This window comes from Ralstonia sp. TCR112, assembly GCF_007997035.1.
Classification (GTDB): Bacteria; Pseudomonadota; Gammaproteobacteria; order Burkholderiales; family Burkholderiaceae; genus Ralstonia; species Ralstonia edaphi.
The window spans coordinates 46,807-62,550 of sequence record NZ_VOSS01000020.1; the positions used below are offsets into that span (position 1 = coordinate 46,807).

Annotated in this window: 12 protein-coding genes and 2 pseudogenes; 7 read left to right on the forward strand and 7 right to left on the reverse strand. The window is 66.4% G+C overall.

The window, feature by feature from the left end; all coding sequences use genetic code 11:
- Positions 1-14: 14 nt before the first annotated feature.
- The 3 genes from FUT88_RS07405 to FUT88_RS07415 all read left to right on the forward strand — a co-directional run bounded on the left by FUT88_RS07405 (position 15) and on the right by FUT88_RS07415 (position 3,480).
- Positions 15-1,250 (forward strand): 5-(carboxyamino)imidazole ribonucleotide synthase, encoded by a 1,236-nt coding sequence (locus FUT88_RS07405; protein ID WP_102064588.1) that lies wholly within the window; start codon positions 15-17, stop codon positions 1,248-1,250.
- A 13-nt stretch (positions 1,251-1,263) separates the two neighbouring features.
- On the forward strand, positions 1,264-2,271 hold the full coding sequence (locus FUT88_RS07410) for an L-threonylcarbamoyladenylate synthase (RefSeq protein WP_147214433.1): 1,008 nt from the start codon (positions 1,264-1,266) through the stop codon (positions 2,269-2,271).
- A gap of 162 nt (positions 2,272-2,433) precedes the next feature.
- On the forward strand, positions 2,434-3,480 hold the full coding sequence (locus tag FUT88_RS07415; RefSeq protein ID WP_147214434.1) for an SGNH/GDSL hydrolase family protein: 1,047 nt from the start codon (positions 2,434-2,436) through the stop codon (positions 3,478-3,480).
- A 67-nt stretch (positions 3,481-3,547) separates the two neighbouring features.
- Here the strand turns inward: FUT88_RS07415 and FUT88_RS07420 are convergent, their stop codons facing one another.
- The 5 genes and pseudogenes from FUT88_RS07420 to FUT88_RS07440 all read right to left on the reverse strand — a co-directional run bounded on the left by FUT88_RS07420 (position 3,548) and on the right by FUT88_RS07440 (position 10,538).
- Complete coding sequence (locus FUT88_RS07420; RefSeq protein ID WP_147214435.1) at positions 3,548-4,720, reverse strand: tetratricopeptide repeat protein; 1,173 nt, start codon at positions 4,718-4,720, stop codon at positions 3,548-3,550.
- A 78-nt stretch (positions 4,721-4,798) separates the two neighbouring features.
- Positions 4,799-5,326 (reverse strand): molybdopterin-guanine dinucleotide biosynthesis protein B, encoded by a 528-nt coding sequence (gene mobB, locus FUT88_RS07425; RefSeq protein WP_147214436.1) that lies wholly within the window; start codon positions 5,324-5,326, stop codon positions 4,799-4,801.
- Positions 5,323-6,860 (reverse strand): annotated as a pseudogene (dacB, locus tag FUT88_RS07430) (D-alanyl-D-alanine carboxypeptidase/D-alanyl-D-alanine-endopeptidase). Before dacB ends, mobB begins: the two are co-directional and overlap by 4 nt.
- Before the next feature lie 139 nt (positions 6,861-6,999).
- Positions 7,000-9,603 (reverse strand): DNA ligase D, encoded by a 2,604-nt coding sequence (gene ligD, locus FUT88_RS07435; RefSeq protein ID WP_147214437.1) that lies wholly within the window; start codon positions 9,601-9,603, stop codon positions 7,000-7,002.
- Positions 9,604-9,621: 18 nt separating this feature from the next.
- Positions 9,622-10,538, reverse strand: a pseudogene (locus FUT88_RS07440) (Ku protein).
- 156 nt (positions 10,539-10,694) lie between these two features.
- On the opposite strand from FUT88_RS07440, the gene FUT88_RS07445 reads away from it, so the two are divergent.
- The 3 genes from FUT88_RS07445 to FUT88_RS07455 all read left to right on the forward strand — a co-directional run bounded on the left by FUT88_RS07445 (position 10,695) and on the right by FUT88_RS07455 (position 13,310).
- Positions 10,695-11,879: an MFS transporter gene (locus tag FUT88_RS07445; RefSeq protein WP_147214438.1), complete on the forward strand. Its 1,185-nt coding sequence runs from the start codon at positions 10,695-10,697 to the stop codon at positions 11,877-11,879.
- A gap of 206 nt (positions 11,880-12,085) precedes the next feature.
- A complete protein-coding gene (locus FUT88_RS07450) occupies positions 12,086-12,475 on the forward strand; it encodes a hypothetical protein (RefSeq protein ID WP_147214439.1) in 390 nt (129 codons plus the stop codon).
- Between the two features lie 19 nt (positions 12,476-12,494).
- Positions 12,495-13,310, forward strand: a complete 816-nt coding sequence (locus FUT88_RS07455) for a hypothetical protein (protein WP_147214440.1) — start codon at positions 12,495-12,497, stop codon at positions 13,308-13,310.
- Here the strand turns inward: FUT88_RS07455 and FUT88_RS07460 are convergent.
- Positions 13,300-14,088: a DUF1045 domain-containing protein gene (locus FUT88_RS07460; protein ID WP_147214441.1), complete on the reverse strand. Its 789-nt coding sequence runs from the start codon at positions 14,086-14,088 to the stop codon at positions 13,300-13,302. The two genes, FUT88_RS07455 and FUT88_RS07460, sit on opposite strands and share 11 nt — an antisense overlap.
- A gap of 8 nt (positions 14,089-14,096) precedes the next feature.
- Positions 14,097-15,272: an alpha-D-ribose 1-methylphosphonate 5-triphosphate diphosphatase gene (locus FUT88_RS07465; RefSeq protein WP_147214442.1), complete on the reverse strand. Its 1,176-nt coding sequence runs from the start codon at positions 15,270-15,272 to the stop codon at positions 14,097-14,099.
- Positions 15,273-15,442: 170 nt separating this feature from the next.
- On the opposite strand from FUT88_RS07465, the gene FUT88_RS07470 reads away from it, so the two are divergent.
- Positions 15,443-15,744, forward strand: a 302-nt coding sequence (locus FUT88_RS07470; RefSeq protein WP_186829256.1) for a PAS domain-containing protein, incomplete at its 3' end; no start/stop codon positions are given.

The window sequence follows — 15,744 nt, forward strand, 5'->3', positions numbered from 1 at the left end:
CTACGACCCGATTCATGGCCGACGACCTGAACCCGCGCCTGGCGCAAGCCCACACCGCGGAATCCCGCGCGCTGAACGTTCCCAACGCGATCCTGCCCGATGCCTGGCTTGGCATGCTCGGCGGCGGCCAGCTCGGCCGCATGTTCACGCACGCCGCGCAGGCCATGGGCTACAAGGTCTGCGTGCTCGACCCGGACCCGAACAGCCCCGCCGGCACCATCGCCGAGCGCCATCTGTGCGCGGGCTATACCGACGAAGCCGCACTGGCCGAGATGGCTGCGCTGTGTCCGGCCGTCACCACCGAATTCGAGAATGTGCCGGCCATGGCGCTCGACCGCCTGGAGCAACTCGGCGCGTTTGTGGCGCCGCGCGCCAACTGCGTATCGATCGCGCAGAACCGCATCGCCGAGAAGAAATTCTTCGCGTTGTGCGCCGCACGCACCGGCATCCATCCCGCACCGAGCTGGGTGATCGAGCACGAAGCCGACATCGAACAACTGCCGGCCGACCTGCTGCCCGGCATCCTGAAGATTGCCCGCATGGGCTACGACGGAAAGGGCCAGGCGCGTGTCTCGACGGTTGACGAGTTGCGCGCAGCCTGGGCCGCCATGCAGCACGTGCCGTGCGTGCTGGAGAAGATGTTGCCGCTGGCGTACGAGGTGTCCGTGCTCGCCGCCCGCGGCGCCGATGGCAGCACGGCCACGTGGCCCCTGGCAGAGAACGCGCACCGTGACGGCATCCTCTTTTCGACGATCATGCCGTCGCGCAGCGTGTCGGACGACATTGCCACGCGCACCCGCGCCGCCGCCGCGATGATCGCCGAAGAAATGGGCTACGTCGGAGTGCTGTGCATCGAGTTCTTCGTGCTGCAGGACGGCTCGCTCGTCGCCAACGAAATGGCGCCGCGCCCGCACAACTCCGGCCACATCACCATGGATGTGTGCGAGACCAGCCAGTTCGAGCAGCAGGTGCGCGCCATGGCCCGCCTGCCGCTGGGCAGCACGCGCCAGCACTCCCCGGGGCGCATGCTGAATGTGCTGGGCGACGTCTGGTTCGAATACGGCCTGGAACGTACGCCCGCGTGGCACGAAGTGATGGGCCACAGCGGTGCGAAGGTCCACCTGTATGGCAAGGCCGATGCACGCCCGGGCCGCAAGATGGGCCACGTGAACTGCGTCGGCACCTCGCCGGAAGTGGTGGACGAGGCGTTCCGCCATGCCGCGCACGTGCTCGGTTTGCAGCCCGACTGAAGACGAGTCGCCCATGCCGCATCGGACCAAAACGCCCTACACCATGCCTTCCGCTCAACGCCTTGATGAGGCCGCGCGCAGGCTGGAGGCCGGCGAGCTGGTCGCTTTCCCGACCGAGACCGTGTACGGACTCGGCGCCGATGCGGAAAGCCCGCAGGCCATCGCCAAGATCTACGCGGCCAAGGGGCGCCCGTCCAATCACCCCGTCATCGTGCACGTGGTGGATGGTGCCGATATTTCGTACTGGACCGACGATGTGCCCGGCATCGCGTTGCAGCTCATCGAAGCCTTCTGGCCGGGGCCGCTGACGCTGATCCTGAAGCGTGCGCCGCACATCCCTGCCGCCGTGGCGGGCGGGCAGGACAGCATCGGGCTGCGTTGCCCGTCGCACCCGGTGGCGCAGGCGTTGCTCTCGCGCTTCAAGCGGGGGCGCGGCGGCATTGCAGCGCCGTCGGCCAACAAGTTCGGCCAGGTCAGCCCGACCACCGCGCAGCACGTTCGGGACGAATTCGGCGATGCCGTCTTCGTGCTCGAAGGTGACGGCGTGGACGTGGGCATTGAGTCGACCATCATCGATCTGTCGCGGCTGGATCAGGGCATTGGCCCCGTGCTGCTGCGCCCGGGCGCCATCACGCCGGAAGACATCGAGCGTGTGACAGGCGAATTGCCGGCGCTTCCTGATGCTGCTGCACCGCGCGCTTCGGGCACGTTGAAGGCGCACTACGCGCCGCGCACGCCGTTGTATTTGCTGTCGGCCGCCGAGGTGCCTGCACGCCTCGCTGCACTGCCCGCGGACAAGCGCATCGTGTGGCTCGGTGCCCCCGTGGCACTACGTGACGGCTGCGATCAACGCGTCGCTCCGGCCACGCCCGCCGCCTATGCCAATGCGCTCTACGCGCTCTTGCGCGAACTCGATCGCGGCGGTTACGACGCCATCTGGGTGGAAACCCTAGCCGACACGCCCGCCTGGGCTGCGGTCAACGATCGCCTGCGTCGCGCGGCCGCCGCGTTCACCGCGTAGTTCGAGTCGGACCTCTAATTCTTCCGGGCCGCGCGTCCGCCGTGCGCCCAGCAACCTCGCTACACTTGGGCGTTGTGTCGTTCCGCGTGCTTCAAACGCGTACGGCGAGGTTACGCACCGCGGCACCACAAACCATAAAAATTCCACACGGAGACAGACATCATGAAGTTGCGTCAATGGATGGGCGTCGTCGCATCGGCGACCCTGGCCTTGAGCCTGGCCGCTTGCGGCGGTGGTGAAAGCGATCAGAGCGGCAACCCCAACGTCGCCAAGGTGCAGCGCATGGTGGTGTTCGGCGACAGCCTGAGCGACGCCGGAACCTACACGCCGGCAGCGGCTGCCGTGGGCGGCGGCAAGTTCACGACAAACCCTGGCCCGATCTGGGCGGAAACCGTGGCCGCGCAACTCGGTGTGGCGCTCACGCCGGCCGTGATGGGTTACGCCACCTCGGTGCAGAACTGCCCGAAACCCGGTTGCTTCGACTATGCGCAAGGCGGCTCGCGCGTGACCGACCCCAACGGTATCGGGCACAACGGTGGCGCAGGGGCGCTCACGTATCCCGTCAAACAGCAACTCGCCAACTTCTACGCGGCCAGCAACAACACCTTCAACGGCAACAACGACGTGGTGTTCGTCTTTGGCGGCAACAACGACATCTTCTACTGGGCTGCCGCTGTCGCGACACCCAACTCGGGCGTGACGCCCGCCATCGCTACCGCACAGGTGCAACAAGCGGCGACCGATCTGGTCGGGTATGTAAAGGACATGATCAGCAAGAACGCGACGCAACTCTACGTGTTCAACCTGCCCGACAGCAGTCTGACGCCGCAGGGCGTGGCGGGCGGCGCGACCGGCCAGGCATTGCTGCATGCGCTGGTGGGCGCGTTCAACGCCACACTGCAAGCTGGCTTGGCAGGTACCAGCGCGCGCGTGATCGACTTCAACTCGCAGCTGACTGCCGTGATCCAGAATGGCGCGACGTTCGGGTTCAGCAATACCAGCGTGCCGGCGTGTGATGCCACCAAGATCAACGCGCTCGTGCCGGGCGCGGGCGGCAGCTCGCTGTTCTGCTCGGCCAACACGTTGGTGGCCACGGGCGCCGATACCTCCTACCTGTTTGCCGACGGCGTGCATCCCACCACGGGCGGCCATCGCCTGATTGCAAGCAATGTGCTGCAGCGCCTGCTTGCAGACAATCTGGTGCATTGACTCGGCACATCGTGCTTGGCAAAACGCCCGCTTTACGCGGGCGTTTTTGTTTGCAGCGATGGTCGCGTTACTTTGCATCGGCCGTCGGCAGAGTCACCGCCAGGCGGGCTAGCGTGGCCTTGAGCACATCGTTCTGCGGCGAGATGGCGAGCCCCTGCTTGAAGCAATCCTGCGCTTCGTCTGCGCGACCCAGCTTCCACAGCACTTCGCCCTTGTGCGCGAGGCCTTCCGCGCGTGCTTCGCGTACCGCCTCATCGCTCGCTTCGTAGTCGGCGCCCGGTTGTGCGAAGACGGCGATGGAGCGGTCGAACCACGTCAGCGCTTCATCGTTGCGGCCGAGCCGGTACAGCGCCCAGCCTTTGCTGTCGAGGGCGAATGGGTCGTCCGGATGCTTGGCCAGATAGGCCTCGATCATCGACAGGCCGCGTTCCACGCGCACCCCAGCATCGGCGAGTTCATAGCCGTAGCTGTTGAGGCGATCTTCCGGCACCGGTTGCAGATCGAGGGCGAGGTCGATGCGCGCGTCGTCGCGTTCGGCAATCGCCAGCGACATCAGCTTGCGCGCGATGCGGCTCTGTAAGTCTTCGCTGAGTGTGGCCGCGTTGGCGGAGAGCGTGCCGAGGTACTGCGTGTAGAGATCGGGTGCGCCGGGCGTGTTGCCGCTGTCGGCGATCGCGCGGGCTTCGCCTGCACACCATGCGTCGTCGGCCCGCGTGAAGGTCACGGTGTTTTCAAGCTGCACGGTGCGCGACTCGCGTGATTGCACGTAGGCGGTATACCCGCCGGCGTTGGAGCGCCCGCAGAACAGGTATTCGCCCACCACATCGACCAAATAGGGGTGGCCCTCGATCGGCGTGCCGCCGAGGGAATCGACCAAGCGGAACGATTCGCCAAGCTCACCATGGCCGACCACCGGATTGAGCACCCAGCGTGCCGCCGCATAGCGCTTCGGCAGCCGGACCTTGGCGGTGCGCCCGGCGCTGTCAGTGGTGCCGAAGATCACGCTGTTGGTTTCGCCCTCGCGCGGCGGCTTGCCGGCGATGGTGTGGTCGGGCAGGAACAGGCGGTAGCGCGCGTTGGGCATCGGGCGCCGGGTCACCGGGTCGACGAGCACGAACTGGTGGACCTGCGCGCCGCGCCCGAGCGTGGCATTCGGGGCGACCCAATCGCGCGCAGTGGCTGGGAAGGCGGCGCAAAAAAATGCCGCGCCAAGCAGCGCGGCCGATAGACGGGAAAGCATGTTGTTGGGTGGGGGCTGGCGGAAAAACCGGATGGCCCCATCATAGCCAAGCTGCCTTGCCCGGATGTTAAGAGTGCTTCATATGGCAGCGCCGGCGAGTTGTTGTACGGCAAACGCGTAGACCGCGTCGATGTCGTTCAAATCCAGCACGGCCACGCCTTCCGGTGCCTGCACGGCATCGGGGGTATCGGTCGCGACGGCCACCACGCCGCCAATCTCTGGCCACAGCGGCGGGCGGCCCAGCGAAGGGCGGAACACTTCGATTTTTGGGAAGGTGCTGCGCTTGTAGCCTTCAACGATGACGAGGTCGGTGGCGGGAGAAAGCAGCGCCAGCACGTCGTCGAGTTCAGGTTCCACGGCGTTGGCGTATTCGCGCATCAGCACGAGGCGTTCACCGCCCACGAGCACGACTTCGGCGCTGCCGGCTTCGCGCATGCGGTGCGAATCCTTGCCGGGCGAATCGAGATCGAAGCCGTGATGCGTGTGCTTGATGGCCGCAACGCGGCGCCCGTCACGCACGAAGCGGGCGATGAGCTGTTCGACGAGCGTGGTCTTGCCGCTGCCCGACGTGCCGGTGATGCCCAGCAGGGCCTTGCGGGAACTCATCGCTGTGCGCCCTGGTAGATCCATTGCAGCAGCGCATCGTGTGCGGCCTGGCCGGCGCTGGCGTTTGGGTGGTTGATCATGCTGACCACCACGAAGCGCTGGCCGCCTTCGCCTTCCACATACCCCGCGATGGCGCGCACGTCGTTGAGCGTGCCGGTCTTGATCTCGGCGTTGCCCGCCACCCCGGCACGTGTCAGGCGGTTGCGCATGGTGCCGTCCACGCCGACAACGGGCAGCGCATCGCGCAGCACGCCGCCGTTCGGGTTGGCGTCAGCCTGCTGCAGCAGCGCCCCATGTTGCGTGCGCTGATGCGCTCCACACGCGACAGGCCGGAACCGTTTTCCAGCACCAGCTCCGGCATCGTCAGGTTCTGTTTGGCGAGCCAGCGGTTGATGACCTCGGTGGATTGCCGCACCGATGCCGGCTTGCGGCCGATTTCCGCGCCGATGGTCAGGAAGAGCTGCCGCGCCATCACGTTGTTCGAATACTTGTCGATGTCGTGCACGACTTCCGACAACGGCGGGCCGTAGTGCGTGGCCAGCAGAACGGCCTGGCGCGGCACCTTGCCTTCGCGCAAGCCCGGCGTGAAACGCGTCGTACCACCGGCCTGCTGCCACAGTGCGAGGAAGCCGCCCCAGATGAAGTCGGCATGCGTAAGCGCGGCGATATTGAAGACGCGTTCCCCGCACGCGGCGGCGTAGCGGCCGTCGAAGCTGGCGAGTACATGCCCGTCGGTTTGCGTGGAGATGTTCGCGCCGGAGCTTGTCTTCCAGTCGCCGCAGCCGCCGCGCGTGGTACGCAACTGGTTGTCGATCTGCAACTGCGCCAGCGGCGGCGATACATCGATGTTGACCGCGCCATTGCCGGCATCCGGCGACAGCGTGAACGTCAGTGTCTTGAACGAATACAGCAGCGCGTCGGGCGCAACGTTGTAGGCACGCGCGCTGTCGCCGTCCAGCGGCGGCGCTTCTGAGAGGCCGCTTTCGAAATAGGTGCGATCCAGCACGATGTTGCCGGCCAGTTCGTCCACGCCGGCGCGGCGCACGTCGGTCACCAGCTTGACGAGTTCTTCGGGAATCAGCTTCGGATCGCCCTGGCCACGCAGGTACAGGTTGCCGTTGAGCGTGCCGTTGACGGGAGCGCTGTCGGCATAGGCCGTGGTCTTCCAGCGAAAATCCGGGCCGAGCAGGTCCAGCCCCGCGAAGGTGGTCAGCAGCTTCATGGTCGACGCCGGGTTCATTCCGGTGTCGGCGTTCCATTGCAGGATGGGCGTGGCCGTGCCGGTGCGGATGACGAACACGCTGACCGCATCCAGCGGGATATGCGCGCGCGCAAAGGCCAACGCCACGTTGGCAGGCAACCCGGCCGGGTTATGCGCAGCTTGGCGTGCCTGCGTGGCGGTAGGGCGCGGCGCCGCGTTGGCCTTGGCTTTCTTGGCATGCGCCAGCGGCGAGGCCGCAATGGCGAGGAGCACCGCGCAGGCAAGCGCGCTGCGCGACAGGTTGAGCAAACGGGTCGGACGAATTCGGGCCATCGGCGGGGGGCAGAGTGGGGCGCACATGCGTGCGCCAAGTGCAGACGCAGGCATGTTAACGCAGCGACCCCACACTTCGGCCGACAAGCAATGGGGCGTTCACCGCCCAATTCTTTCGGAGTCGCCTCTGTGTGACGGTTCAGTCATGGGCGCCGACGCGTTTGCGCATGTCGGCGGTCACCGACTGGCGTGTGCCGGCATAGTCCGCCCAGGGGTCGCCCTTGAGCTTGGCCAACCGATCCGGCAGCGTGCGCAGCGTCCACTGGGCAGACGACTGCAGCCCTTCGAGTTCGTCATGGCGGATCGGCACCGACACCGGCAACCCCGTCCGCGCGCGCACCGAATAGGCGGCCACCGTGCTCGCGCCGCGGTTGTTGCGCAGGTAGTCGATGAAGATCTTTCCCACGCGGTTCTGCGGCCCCATCTTGGCGACAAAGCGGTCGGGGAAGGTTGCGGCCATGTGCTGCACCACGGCTTGTGCGAACGTCTTGAGCGTGTCCCAACCGGAAGACTCGCGGCGCGTGAGTGGCACCACCACATGCATGCCGTGGCCGCCGCTGGTTTTCAGGAAGGCCGTCAGCCCAAGTTCATCCAGCATGGCCAGCATGAGTTGCGTGGCCTCGATCACCCGGGCGAAGGGCAGCGCCGGGTCCGGGTCGATGTCGAAGACGATGCGGTCAGGCTGTTCGATGCGGTCGGCCAGCGCATTCCACGTGTGGAACTCCACCGTGCCCATCTGCACTGCGCCGACCAGCGCCTCCGCCGAGTTGATCGCCAGCAGCGACGGATGCCCCGGATCGAGCGATGGGTCCAGCTGCGTGATGCCTTGCAGCTTGAGCGCCGCGGAATGTTTTTGAAAGAAGCGCTCGCCGTCGATGCCATCGGGCGCCCGCACCAGCGACGTCGGCCGGTTGTGCAGATGCGGCAGCATCCACTCGGCCACGCCCGCGTAATAGCGTGCGAGGTCGGCCTTGGTGGTGCCGCTCGCTTTCTCGATCACGCGATCCGGATGCGTGACGTCGACATCGGCGATGCGTTCGGCACCGGGCCGCACCTTGCGTTCGGCAGCATTCACGGCGCGGGTCTCCTTGCGGGCAGCGGCGCTGGGCGGCTTGGCTTGTTCACGCACGATATTGCGCGCTGGCTTGTCGTCGCGCAAACCTTGGAAGACGGCTTGCCGCACGATGCCTTCGCGCGTCCATTCGGCAAAGGCGATTTCGGCCACGCGCTCTGGCTTGACCCATTGCACGTCGCGCGCATCGCTGCCGGTGGGCGGGTTCGCAAAGGGCGGCGTGTCGACGGTCAGCCCCGTCAATTCATGATGCAAAGCGTGCAGGCTCGTCTCGTTGAAGCCTGTGCCGACGCGCCCCGCATAGCGCAGCTTGCCCGCGTCGTCATAGACGCCGAGCAGCAATGCGCCGAAGCCGCTGCGGCTGCCCTTGGGCGCGCTGTAGCCGCCGATCACGAACTCCTGCCGCTGCCCGCATTTGAGCTTGATCCACGCGGGGCTGCGGCCGGCGCGGTACGGCGCATCGGCGCGTTTGCCGATCACGCCTTCGAGCGACATGCTGCACGCGGAAGACAGCAGGTCTTCGGGCTCTGCGTTGAACGTGCCCGAGAACAGCACCGCGTCGCGGTCGAGATCCCCCGGGGCCGCCTCGAGAATGCGCTGCAGCAGCGCCCGCCGCTCGCGCAACGGCACGCCGCGCAAATCCATGCCGTTGCAGAACGGAATGTCGAACAGGTAGTAGGCAATGTGTTCGGCATGCGCGGTTTCGAAGGCGTTCTGCAGCGCCTGGAAGTCGGGCACGCCGCGCTCGCCCATCACCACGACTTCACCGTCGAGCCACGCCTCACGCAGGCCCAGCGCCTGCAGCGTGCGCGCCTGACGCGGCAGCTTGGCCGTCCAGTCGCGGCCGTTGCGGCTGAACAGGCGCACGGTGTTGCCGTCGATGCGCGCGAGGATGCGGTAGCCGTCGAACTTCACTTCGTAGTCCCATTCGCCCTGCGTGGGCGGCCCAGCGACGAGCGTGGCGAGTTGGGGCTCCAGCGTCCTGGGCAACGTGGCGGGCACGGCGCCGGCGGGCGGTTGGACTTGCGCCGGTTCCGAGCGCTCCGTCTTGCCATCATCGGCCTTGGCCTTTCCTTTGGCCTTGGGTTTCGCGCCGACGTTCTCTCCGGTGATCACGCTTGCGGGCAAGGCCTGCGTCACGTCGTAGTCGCTGGATGGCCGAACCTGATCGTCGCGCTCCTTGATCAGCAGCCACTGTTCTTTCGGATGCCGCCCGGTGCCGTGCAAATGCGTGCGCACCAGCGCCCACGCGCCGTGCAGTTTCTCGCCGTCGAGATCGAACTTGAGCTTGCCGTCTCGGTACGCCTTGCGCGGATCGCCATGCGGGTGCCACGTACCGCGGTCCCACACGATCACATCGCCACCGCCGTATTGGCCTTCGGGGATGTGGCCTTCGAAATCGGCGTAGTCGAGCGGGTGGTCTTCAACATGCACGGCGAGGCGCTTGTCGGCCGGGTCCAGGCTCGGGCCCTTGGGAACGGCCCAACTCTTGAGCGTGCCGTCAAGCTCCAGCCGGAAGTCGTAATGCAGCCGCGTCGCGTCGTGCTTCTGGATCACGAAGTGCAGGGCGTCGTTGTCACGCCGCTCATCGGCTTTGCGGCGCGCGCCGGCAGGTTCCTGGGTCTGCGTGAAATCGCGCTTGCGGCGGTAGTCGGCGAGATGGCGTGGCATGGCGTCGGCTCCGTCGTGTTATGCGCGCTTGCGTGTGGCGGTCTTGCGCGCTGTCTTGGCGGCGGCCTTGCGCGGTGCACGCTTGCGCGGAGCAGGTTCGTCTTCCGCATCGTCGTCGTTAGATGCCCCTTTGCCCTTGCCGCGCTTGGCAAGCTCTGCCGCAGCAGGTCGGTCAGGTCGATTACGTTGCCGGTACGCGGCGCAGCGTTTTCGGCTTCCATCGGCTCGACCGACTCCGTGCGGCCTTCGCGCACCTTGCGATCGACCAGCGTGAGAATGTCGTCGCGGAAGGTGTCGTGATACTCGGCAGGGTCCCAGGTGCCGCTCATGTCGTCGATCAGCTTTTCGGCCATGTCGATTTCTTTGGCCGTGAGCTTGGCGGCCTTCGTGCCTTCTTCCGGCAAGTCGAGTTCGGACCAGTCGCGCACTTCGTTGGACCAGCGCAGCGTATGCAGCACGAGCACCGGCCCCATCGGGATCAGCGCGGCCAGATGCTGCTTGGTGTGCAGCACGACGTTGGCGACCCCGATCTTCTGCGAGCGCGTCAACGCCTCGCGCAGCAGCGCGTAGACCTTTTCCCCGCGCCGGTCGGGCGCAAGAAAGTACGGCGTATCGAGATAGAGAAACGGAATCTCCGCGGCATCCACGAAGGTCAGCAAATCAACCGTCTGCGTCGAGACCGGGTTGGCGGCGCGGATGTCCTCGTCGGTGAGGATCACATAGCGGTCTTTCTCGTAGGCATAGCCGCGCACGATCTGTTCGCGCGGCACTTCTTTGCCGGTGGTCTTGTTGATGCGCTTGTAGCCGACGCGGTCCATGGTGCGACGGTCGAGCCAGTCGAAGTCGAGGTCGTCGCTGCGGGTGGCCGGATACAGCGCAACGGGAATATGGACGAGGCCGAAACTCACGGCGCCCTTCCAGATCACGCGGGGCATGGCAGGTCTCCCGATGCGGTGGATTCGAGCGTGGTGACGCAAGCCGCATACCTGCGCGGCGCGGGGCGGCGTCATACGTTCATCAGCAGAGCGCGGTAGCATGAGGCCTTTGCGGCGCGACCCGCTCGCGCTGCGCGTTTTTCCCAGCTGTCCTTCATGTCTTCCGAATACGTCCAATCTGCCGGCGCGCTGCGGCCCCGCCGGCTTCCCCTGTCGGCGCGCGCGGCGACGATGGCTCTCTTTTTTGCCAACGGTGCAACGTTTGCGACGTGGGGCATTCACATTCCGACGGTGAAGGCGCGCTTTGGGCTGTCCGAGGCGTCGCTGTCGTTGGCGATGTTCATGGTGGCCGCCGGTGCCATCGTCGCGATGAAGTTTGCGGGCCAGTGGGCGGCGCGCGTCGGCACGCGGCGCGCAAGCGTGCAGGCCGGCGTGGCATTTGGTGTCATGACGGCTCTCATCATGCTGATGCCGAGCTACCCGGCACTGCTGGCCGTGCTGCTGCTGTTCGGCATCACCAACGCCGGTTTCGATGTCGCAATGAACGCGCAAGCTGCCACGGTCGAGGCCAATCATCACAAGCCGATCATTTCCTCGCTGCACGGCATGTTCAGCCTGGGCGGCATGGTGGGCGCGGCGGTGGGTGGCGTGCTGCTGGAACTGGGCGTGCCGCCGGCCGTGCATTGCGGCGGCATGGCGCTCGTCACCATGGCGACGGCGCTGTGTGCCGGCCCGTTCATGCTGCCCGACCACGTGCATGCTGAAGGCGAATCCGCACATCCGACCACGGGCCGTACGCTGTTTCTGCTCGGCGTGCTGGCCTTCCTGGGGCTGGTCGGCGAAGGCGCGATGTATGACTGGACGACCGTGTACATGCGCGAGATCGCGCAATCGCCCGAGGCCGTTGCCAGTGCCGGATACGCAGCGTTTTCGGGCGGGATGGCGCTGGCGCGTTTTGGCGGCGATTTCGCACGCGGGCGCTGGGGCAACATGCGCGTGCTCGGCGCCAGTGGCGTGCTGGCAACGGGCGGGATCCTGCTTGCGCTGTTGTGGCCCGCACCGATGGCTGTCCTGACAGGCTTTGCGCTGATGGGTGTGGGCGCCGCCAACATGGTGCCGATCTTCTTCATCACCGCGTCGCGCCTGCCTGGCGTGCCGGCGGCCGAAGGCATTGCCGCCGTGGCGCGCTTTGCCTACGTGGGCTTGCTGATCGGCCCGGTCATCATCGGGTTGATCGCGCACCGCTCCGACCTGCGCTGGGGGCTCTCCGTGGTGGCGCTCACCATGGCGTTGATTGCGGCGATGGGCCCGCGTGCGATCCGCGTGCCGGAACGCCACTGATCCGCCTGCGCTTCAGCACGCAAATTGCCCAAAAAATATGCAGTTTCTGTGCGTTGACTTTCCTGTGCGCTTGCCATAGCGTACGACGAGGAGAGGGGGTTTCCCGGCGCCGTCGCCAACATGCCAGTGCGCATGACACCGGGATGCGTTCAAAACGAGGCTGTGCTGTCAGCCAGCCCAAACGACCCATAGGAAAGGAGCTTCAGATGCCGTACAAACGTCTTACCCTCGTGGCAGCGGTCGCTGCCGTAGCAGCCATCGGCACCGTAGCCCACGCGCAGACTGACCAGAAGAAGTTCGACCCCTATAGCCAAGGCGCAAAGGTCGGCGACAAGTTTGACCCGTACCAACAAGGCGCGAAGGCCGGCGACAAGTTCGACCCGTATTCGCAAGGCGCCAACAAGAACGACAGCACCGCCAGCGCGCTCAACCCCGGCGCCCAGCCGGCCAATGTCGAGAAGGGCAAGTACGACACGTACACCCAGGGCGCCAAGGCCGGTGAAAAGTTCGATCCGTATAGCCAGGGTGCCAAGGCGGGCGGCAAGTTTGACCCGTACAGCGAAGGCGCCAACAAGAAGGACGCGCCCAAGCAGTAAGCCCGTGCCGAGCGGGTTCATGAAGACGCTGATGCATCGCCCGATGCATCGGCGTTTTTCTTTGTGGAACGCCGCCGCAGCCGTGGCGGCGTTTGCGTTGGCGCTACCCGCGCATGCGGCGGGGCTGTGCTCCGCGCCGTGGGTGCACGACGGCAGCCGCGTGCGCCTGGACGGCAACGGCAAGACGCCGATGATCGTCGAGTTCACGCTGCACGACGTCAATCGCGACATGCAGGACGGCTGCGAGATCGGCCTGCACATCTACGCCAAATCCGGCCTGGTGGCACTCGGCGGCCGGCCCATCGAGACGGTCCAGGAGCACCAGCTGCTTGTGGACGAAGCCGGCGTGGTTACGCGCATCGTCAGCATCAACGGTCGCGTATTTGCGCAAAGCGAGCATGCCGATCTGATTGGCACTGTGAGTACAGCCATTTCCGGCATGTTCCTGTACGGCGCCGGCCTGGCGCCCGAAGCCGAGATGCTGCCTGGCGACACGTACGAGTCCAGCTTCGATTTCGATGTGGTGTCGCCGCGGCTGGGGATCTCCGTGGGGCGCATGCGGGCCGAGCGCGCCAAGGTGGAGGTGTCGGAGCGCGAGGTGGGGCCTCCGCAGCCGATGAACACCGTGGTGGGTGAGCTGCAGTGCCGGCCGATCCGCTACACGCGCACGGCCCGCCTCGGTGTGCTGCGGCTGGGCAATGAAACGCTCGAGCCCGATCCCACCGTTGCGCACATCACCGATTGGTATTGCCCCGAAGCGGCCGTGGTGATGCGCCAGGAGGTCGAGCAGCACGGCCAGACGCAGTTGATCGACGTGGTCGAACTCAAGCGCTGAACGTGCTTTGCGCCGCGTCGAAGTCTTCGGTACTCCCGTCAAACCGGTACACACGTGCCACGTTGAACGGCGCTTCCGGCGCAGCCTGCGAGAACAACGCAATGTGGTCGACGGGCATGGCGGCTGGCAGCGCCACGGGCGTGGCTTCCAGCGCGCGGTAGCAGGCAAGCTGCTCGGCAGAGTCAAGCCGTCCCGTCAGCGTGATGTGAAACGTGAATGTGCCAAACACATACGGATAGCCCCAGCGCTGCAGATGACGCTCCTGCGCATCGGAGAGCCCGGCGCGACGGCGCCGCGCGAGTTCAGCGGGCGGTGGCGGTGCGCGGAAGCCGTCGAATTCGCTGACGCACGCGTCGGCGAGCCGGTGAAGCGTGTCGCGGGCAGGATCGCCATGACGCAGCCTCCACGCCACGAAGCCGCGCAGCGTCTGCAGGGCCGGTTCGATCGTGAAGGCGTGCTGCTGCTGTGCGAAGCGGCGTAGCGCGGTGTCCAGTTCCTCGACCGTGCGATCGCCTGCCAGGCGGAACGGCGGTTTGAACGTGGCGTGCAGGCCGTACTGGCGTGGCGCTTCCGTCCAGCGGTCGAGCGTGGCAAGGTCGACGCCGGCTTCGCGGACAAACACCTCGCGTTGACTTGCGGAGACTGCAGCGCCGGTACGCGCGCAACGGCCGAGCCAGCGTGTGCCCAGCCCGTACCAGGGCTCGGGCGGCAGCAGGTACAGAGCGTATCGCCACGCAGTCGGTATCGGCCGCGACAGGGATGCCCGCACCGGCTCCATGGCGTTGTTCAGCCGATCAGAGGCAGCTGGGCCGCGGCATGGCGCAGCCGCCCGCCGACCACGGCGGCCACCACGCGCGGCAGGCCTGGGCGGCGGTCATCCACCACGATGGCGTCAGCGCGCAGGCCGGTTGCCAGCGTGCCGCGATCCGTCAGCCCTGCGGCTTCAGCGGGGTTGGCGGCCACCAGCGCCCACGCCTTGTCCAGCGGCACCACGCCGCGCTCGGCCAGCTTGAATGGTGCGGCCAGCAGCGCCGGGTAGTAATAGTCGGATGCCAGCACGGTACCCAGGCCGGCCGCCACCATGGCCGCCGCATTCGGCGCGCCGTTGTGACTGCCGCCGCGCACCACGTTGGGCGCCCCGAAGACGATATGCCCCCCATGAGCGCGCGCCGCCCGCGCAACATCCTCGGTCAACGGAAATTCCGTCACGGTGCAGCCGTGCGCGTGAAAGGTGTTGCGCGTGGCAATGTCGGGTTCATCGTGTGAAGCCATGCGAATGCCGCGTTGCTGCGCCGCCCGCGCGAGCGTGCCGGTCACTTCGCCGAGCCGCGTGGCATTGACTGCGGCGGCATGCAGACGTGCGAGGAACGTGTCGATGTCGCACTCGGCGCGATCGGCGTATTGTGCGAGCTTGCGCGCGTCGCCCAGCTTGTCGCGCATCCCCGGCAGGTGATCGTTGAACGACAGGAAGTGCACGCGGCCGGCATCCATCCAGGCCAGCGCATCGGCAACGCCGTCGGCGTGGTGCAACTCGAAGCGCAGGTGCATCAGGTGCTGCGCGCCCAGGTGCGGCCGCATCGCATCAAGGGTATCGAGCATGCGCTGCGCATAGGTGCGCCCGCGCAGGCCGCCTTCCCACGAATACGTCACGCCGTGGAATTCGGTGGTGATGCCGCTGGCAAGCAATTGGCCGTCAACGTCAGCGAGGGCGGTCTCGTACGGAAAGGCCACGCCGGGGCGCGGCATGACGGCGCGTTCGAAGGCATCGCCGTGCAGGTCGACGATGCCGGGCAGGACCAGCAGGTCGCCGCAGTCCATCATCCCGCGCGTCGGGCGGGCATCACACGCGGCGATCTGCCCATCGCGGAAGTGCACGGCGGCTTCCACCAGCCCGCCGGGCAGGAGGGTACGCCGCGAAATCAGGCCGGCTACGTGGCCGACGGAAGACGAAAACGATTGCATAAGGCCCAGGTGCGAACAGTTGCGCAGGAACGTCGTGCGGGCATTGTGCCGCAACTGACGTGCCGCTTGACCGCACATCGGCCATTTGCCCCACCCTGAAGTAGGGAGAGGCAGTCAAACGCCTTAACTTTCCCGACACGATGGTCGATATCGTGAAAAACAACCCAGATATGGACGCCACCTCTGCTGGGCGGCCTGACCGTCCCGAACCGGATGTAATCGACCAGGACAGCCCCAGGCCGCTGCCGCTCGCTGACGACCGCTACGAGGCGCTCGTCCGGCAAATGCCGGATGCGCTGTACATCGTGGCGGACGACATCATCGTTTTCGTCAACGAGGCGGGCGTGCGGCTGTTTGGCGCCCAGACGGCGCGCGACATCGTCGGTCACGAGCTGGACGAGTTCGTGCACGACAACTCGCTGCACCTCGCCCGCCAGCGCCGGGAGTGGATGGTCACGCACGGTGCAGGCTT

Coding starts and splice junctions, on each gene's coding strand:
- FUT88_RS07405 (WP_102064588.1), top strand. CDS start 15: ATGGCCGACGACCTGAACCCGCGCCTGGCGCAAGCCCACACCGCGGAA.
- FUT88_RS07410 (WP_147214433.1), top strand. CDS start 1,264: ATGCCGCATCGGACCAAAACGCCCTACACCATGCCTTCCGCTCAACGC.
- FUT88_RS07420 (WP_147214435.1), bottom strand. CDS start 4,720: ATGCTTTCCCGTCTATCGGCCGCGCTGCTTGGCGCGGCATTTTTTTGC.
- FUT88_RS07445 (WP_147214438.1), top strand. CDS start 10,695: ATGTCTTCCGAATACGTCCAATCTGCCGGCGCGCTGCGGCCCCGCCGG.
- FUT88_RS07460 (WP_147214441.1), bottom strand. CDS start 14,088: ATGGAGCCGGTGCGGGCATCCCTGTCGCGGCCGATACCGACTGCGTGG.
- FUT88_RS07465 (WP_147214442.1), bottom strand. CDS start 15,272: ATGCAATCGTTTTCGTCTTCCGTCGGCCACGTAGCCGGCCTGATTTCG.
- FUT88_RS07455 (WP_147214440.1), top strand. CDS start 12,495: ATGAAGACGCTGATGCATCGCCCGATGCATCGGCGTTTTTCTTTGTGG.
- FUT88_RS07450 (WP_147214439.1), top strand. CDS start 12,086: ATGCCGTACAAACGTCTTACCCTCGTGGCAGCGGTCGCTGCCGTAGCA.
- FUT88_RS07415 (WP_147214434.1), top strand. CDS start 2,434: ATGAAGTTGCGTCAATGGATGGGCGTCGTCGCATCGGCGACCCTGGCC.
- ligD (WP_147214437.1), bottom strand. CDS start 9,603: ATGCCACGCCATCTCGCCGACTACCGCCGCAAGCGCGATTTCACGCAG.
- mobB (WP_147214436.1), bottom strand. CDS start 5,326: ATGAGTTCCCGCAAGGCCCTGCTGGGCATCACCGGCACGTCGGGCAGC.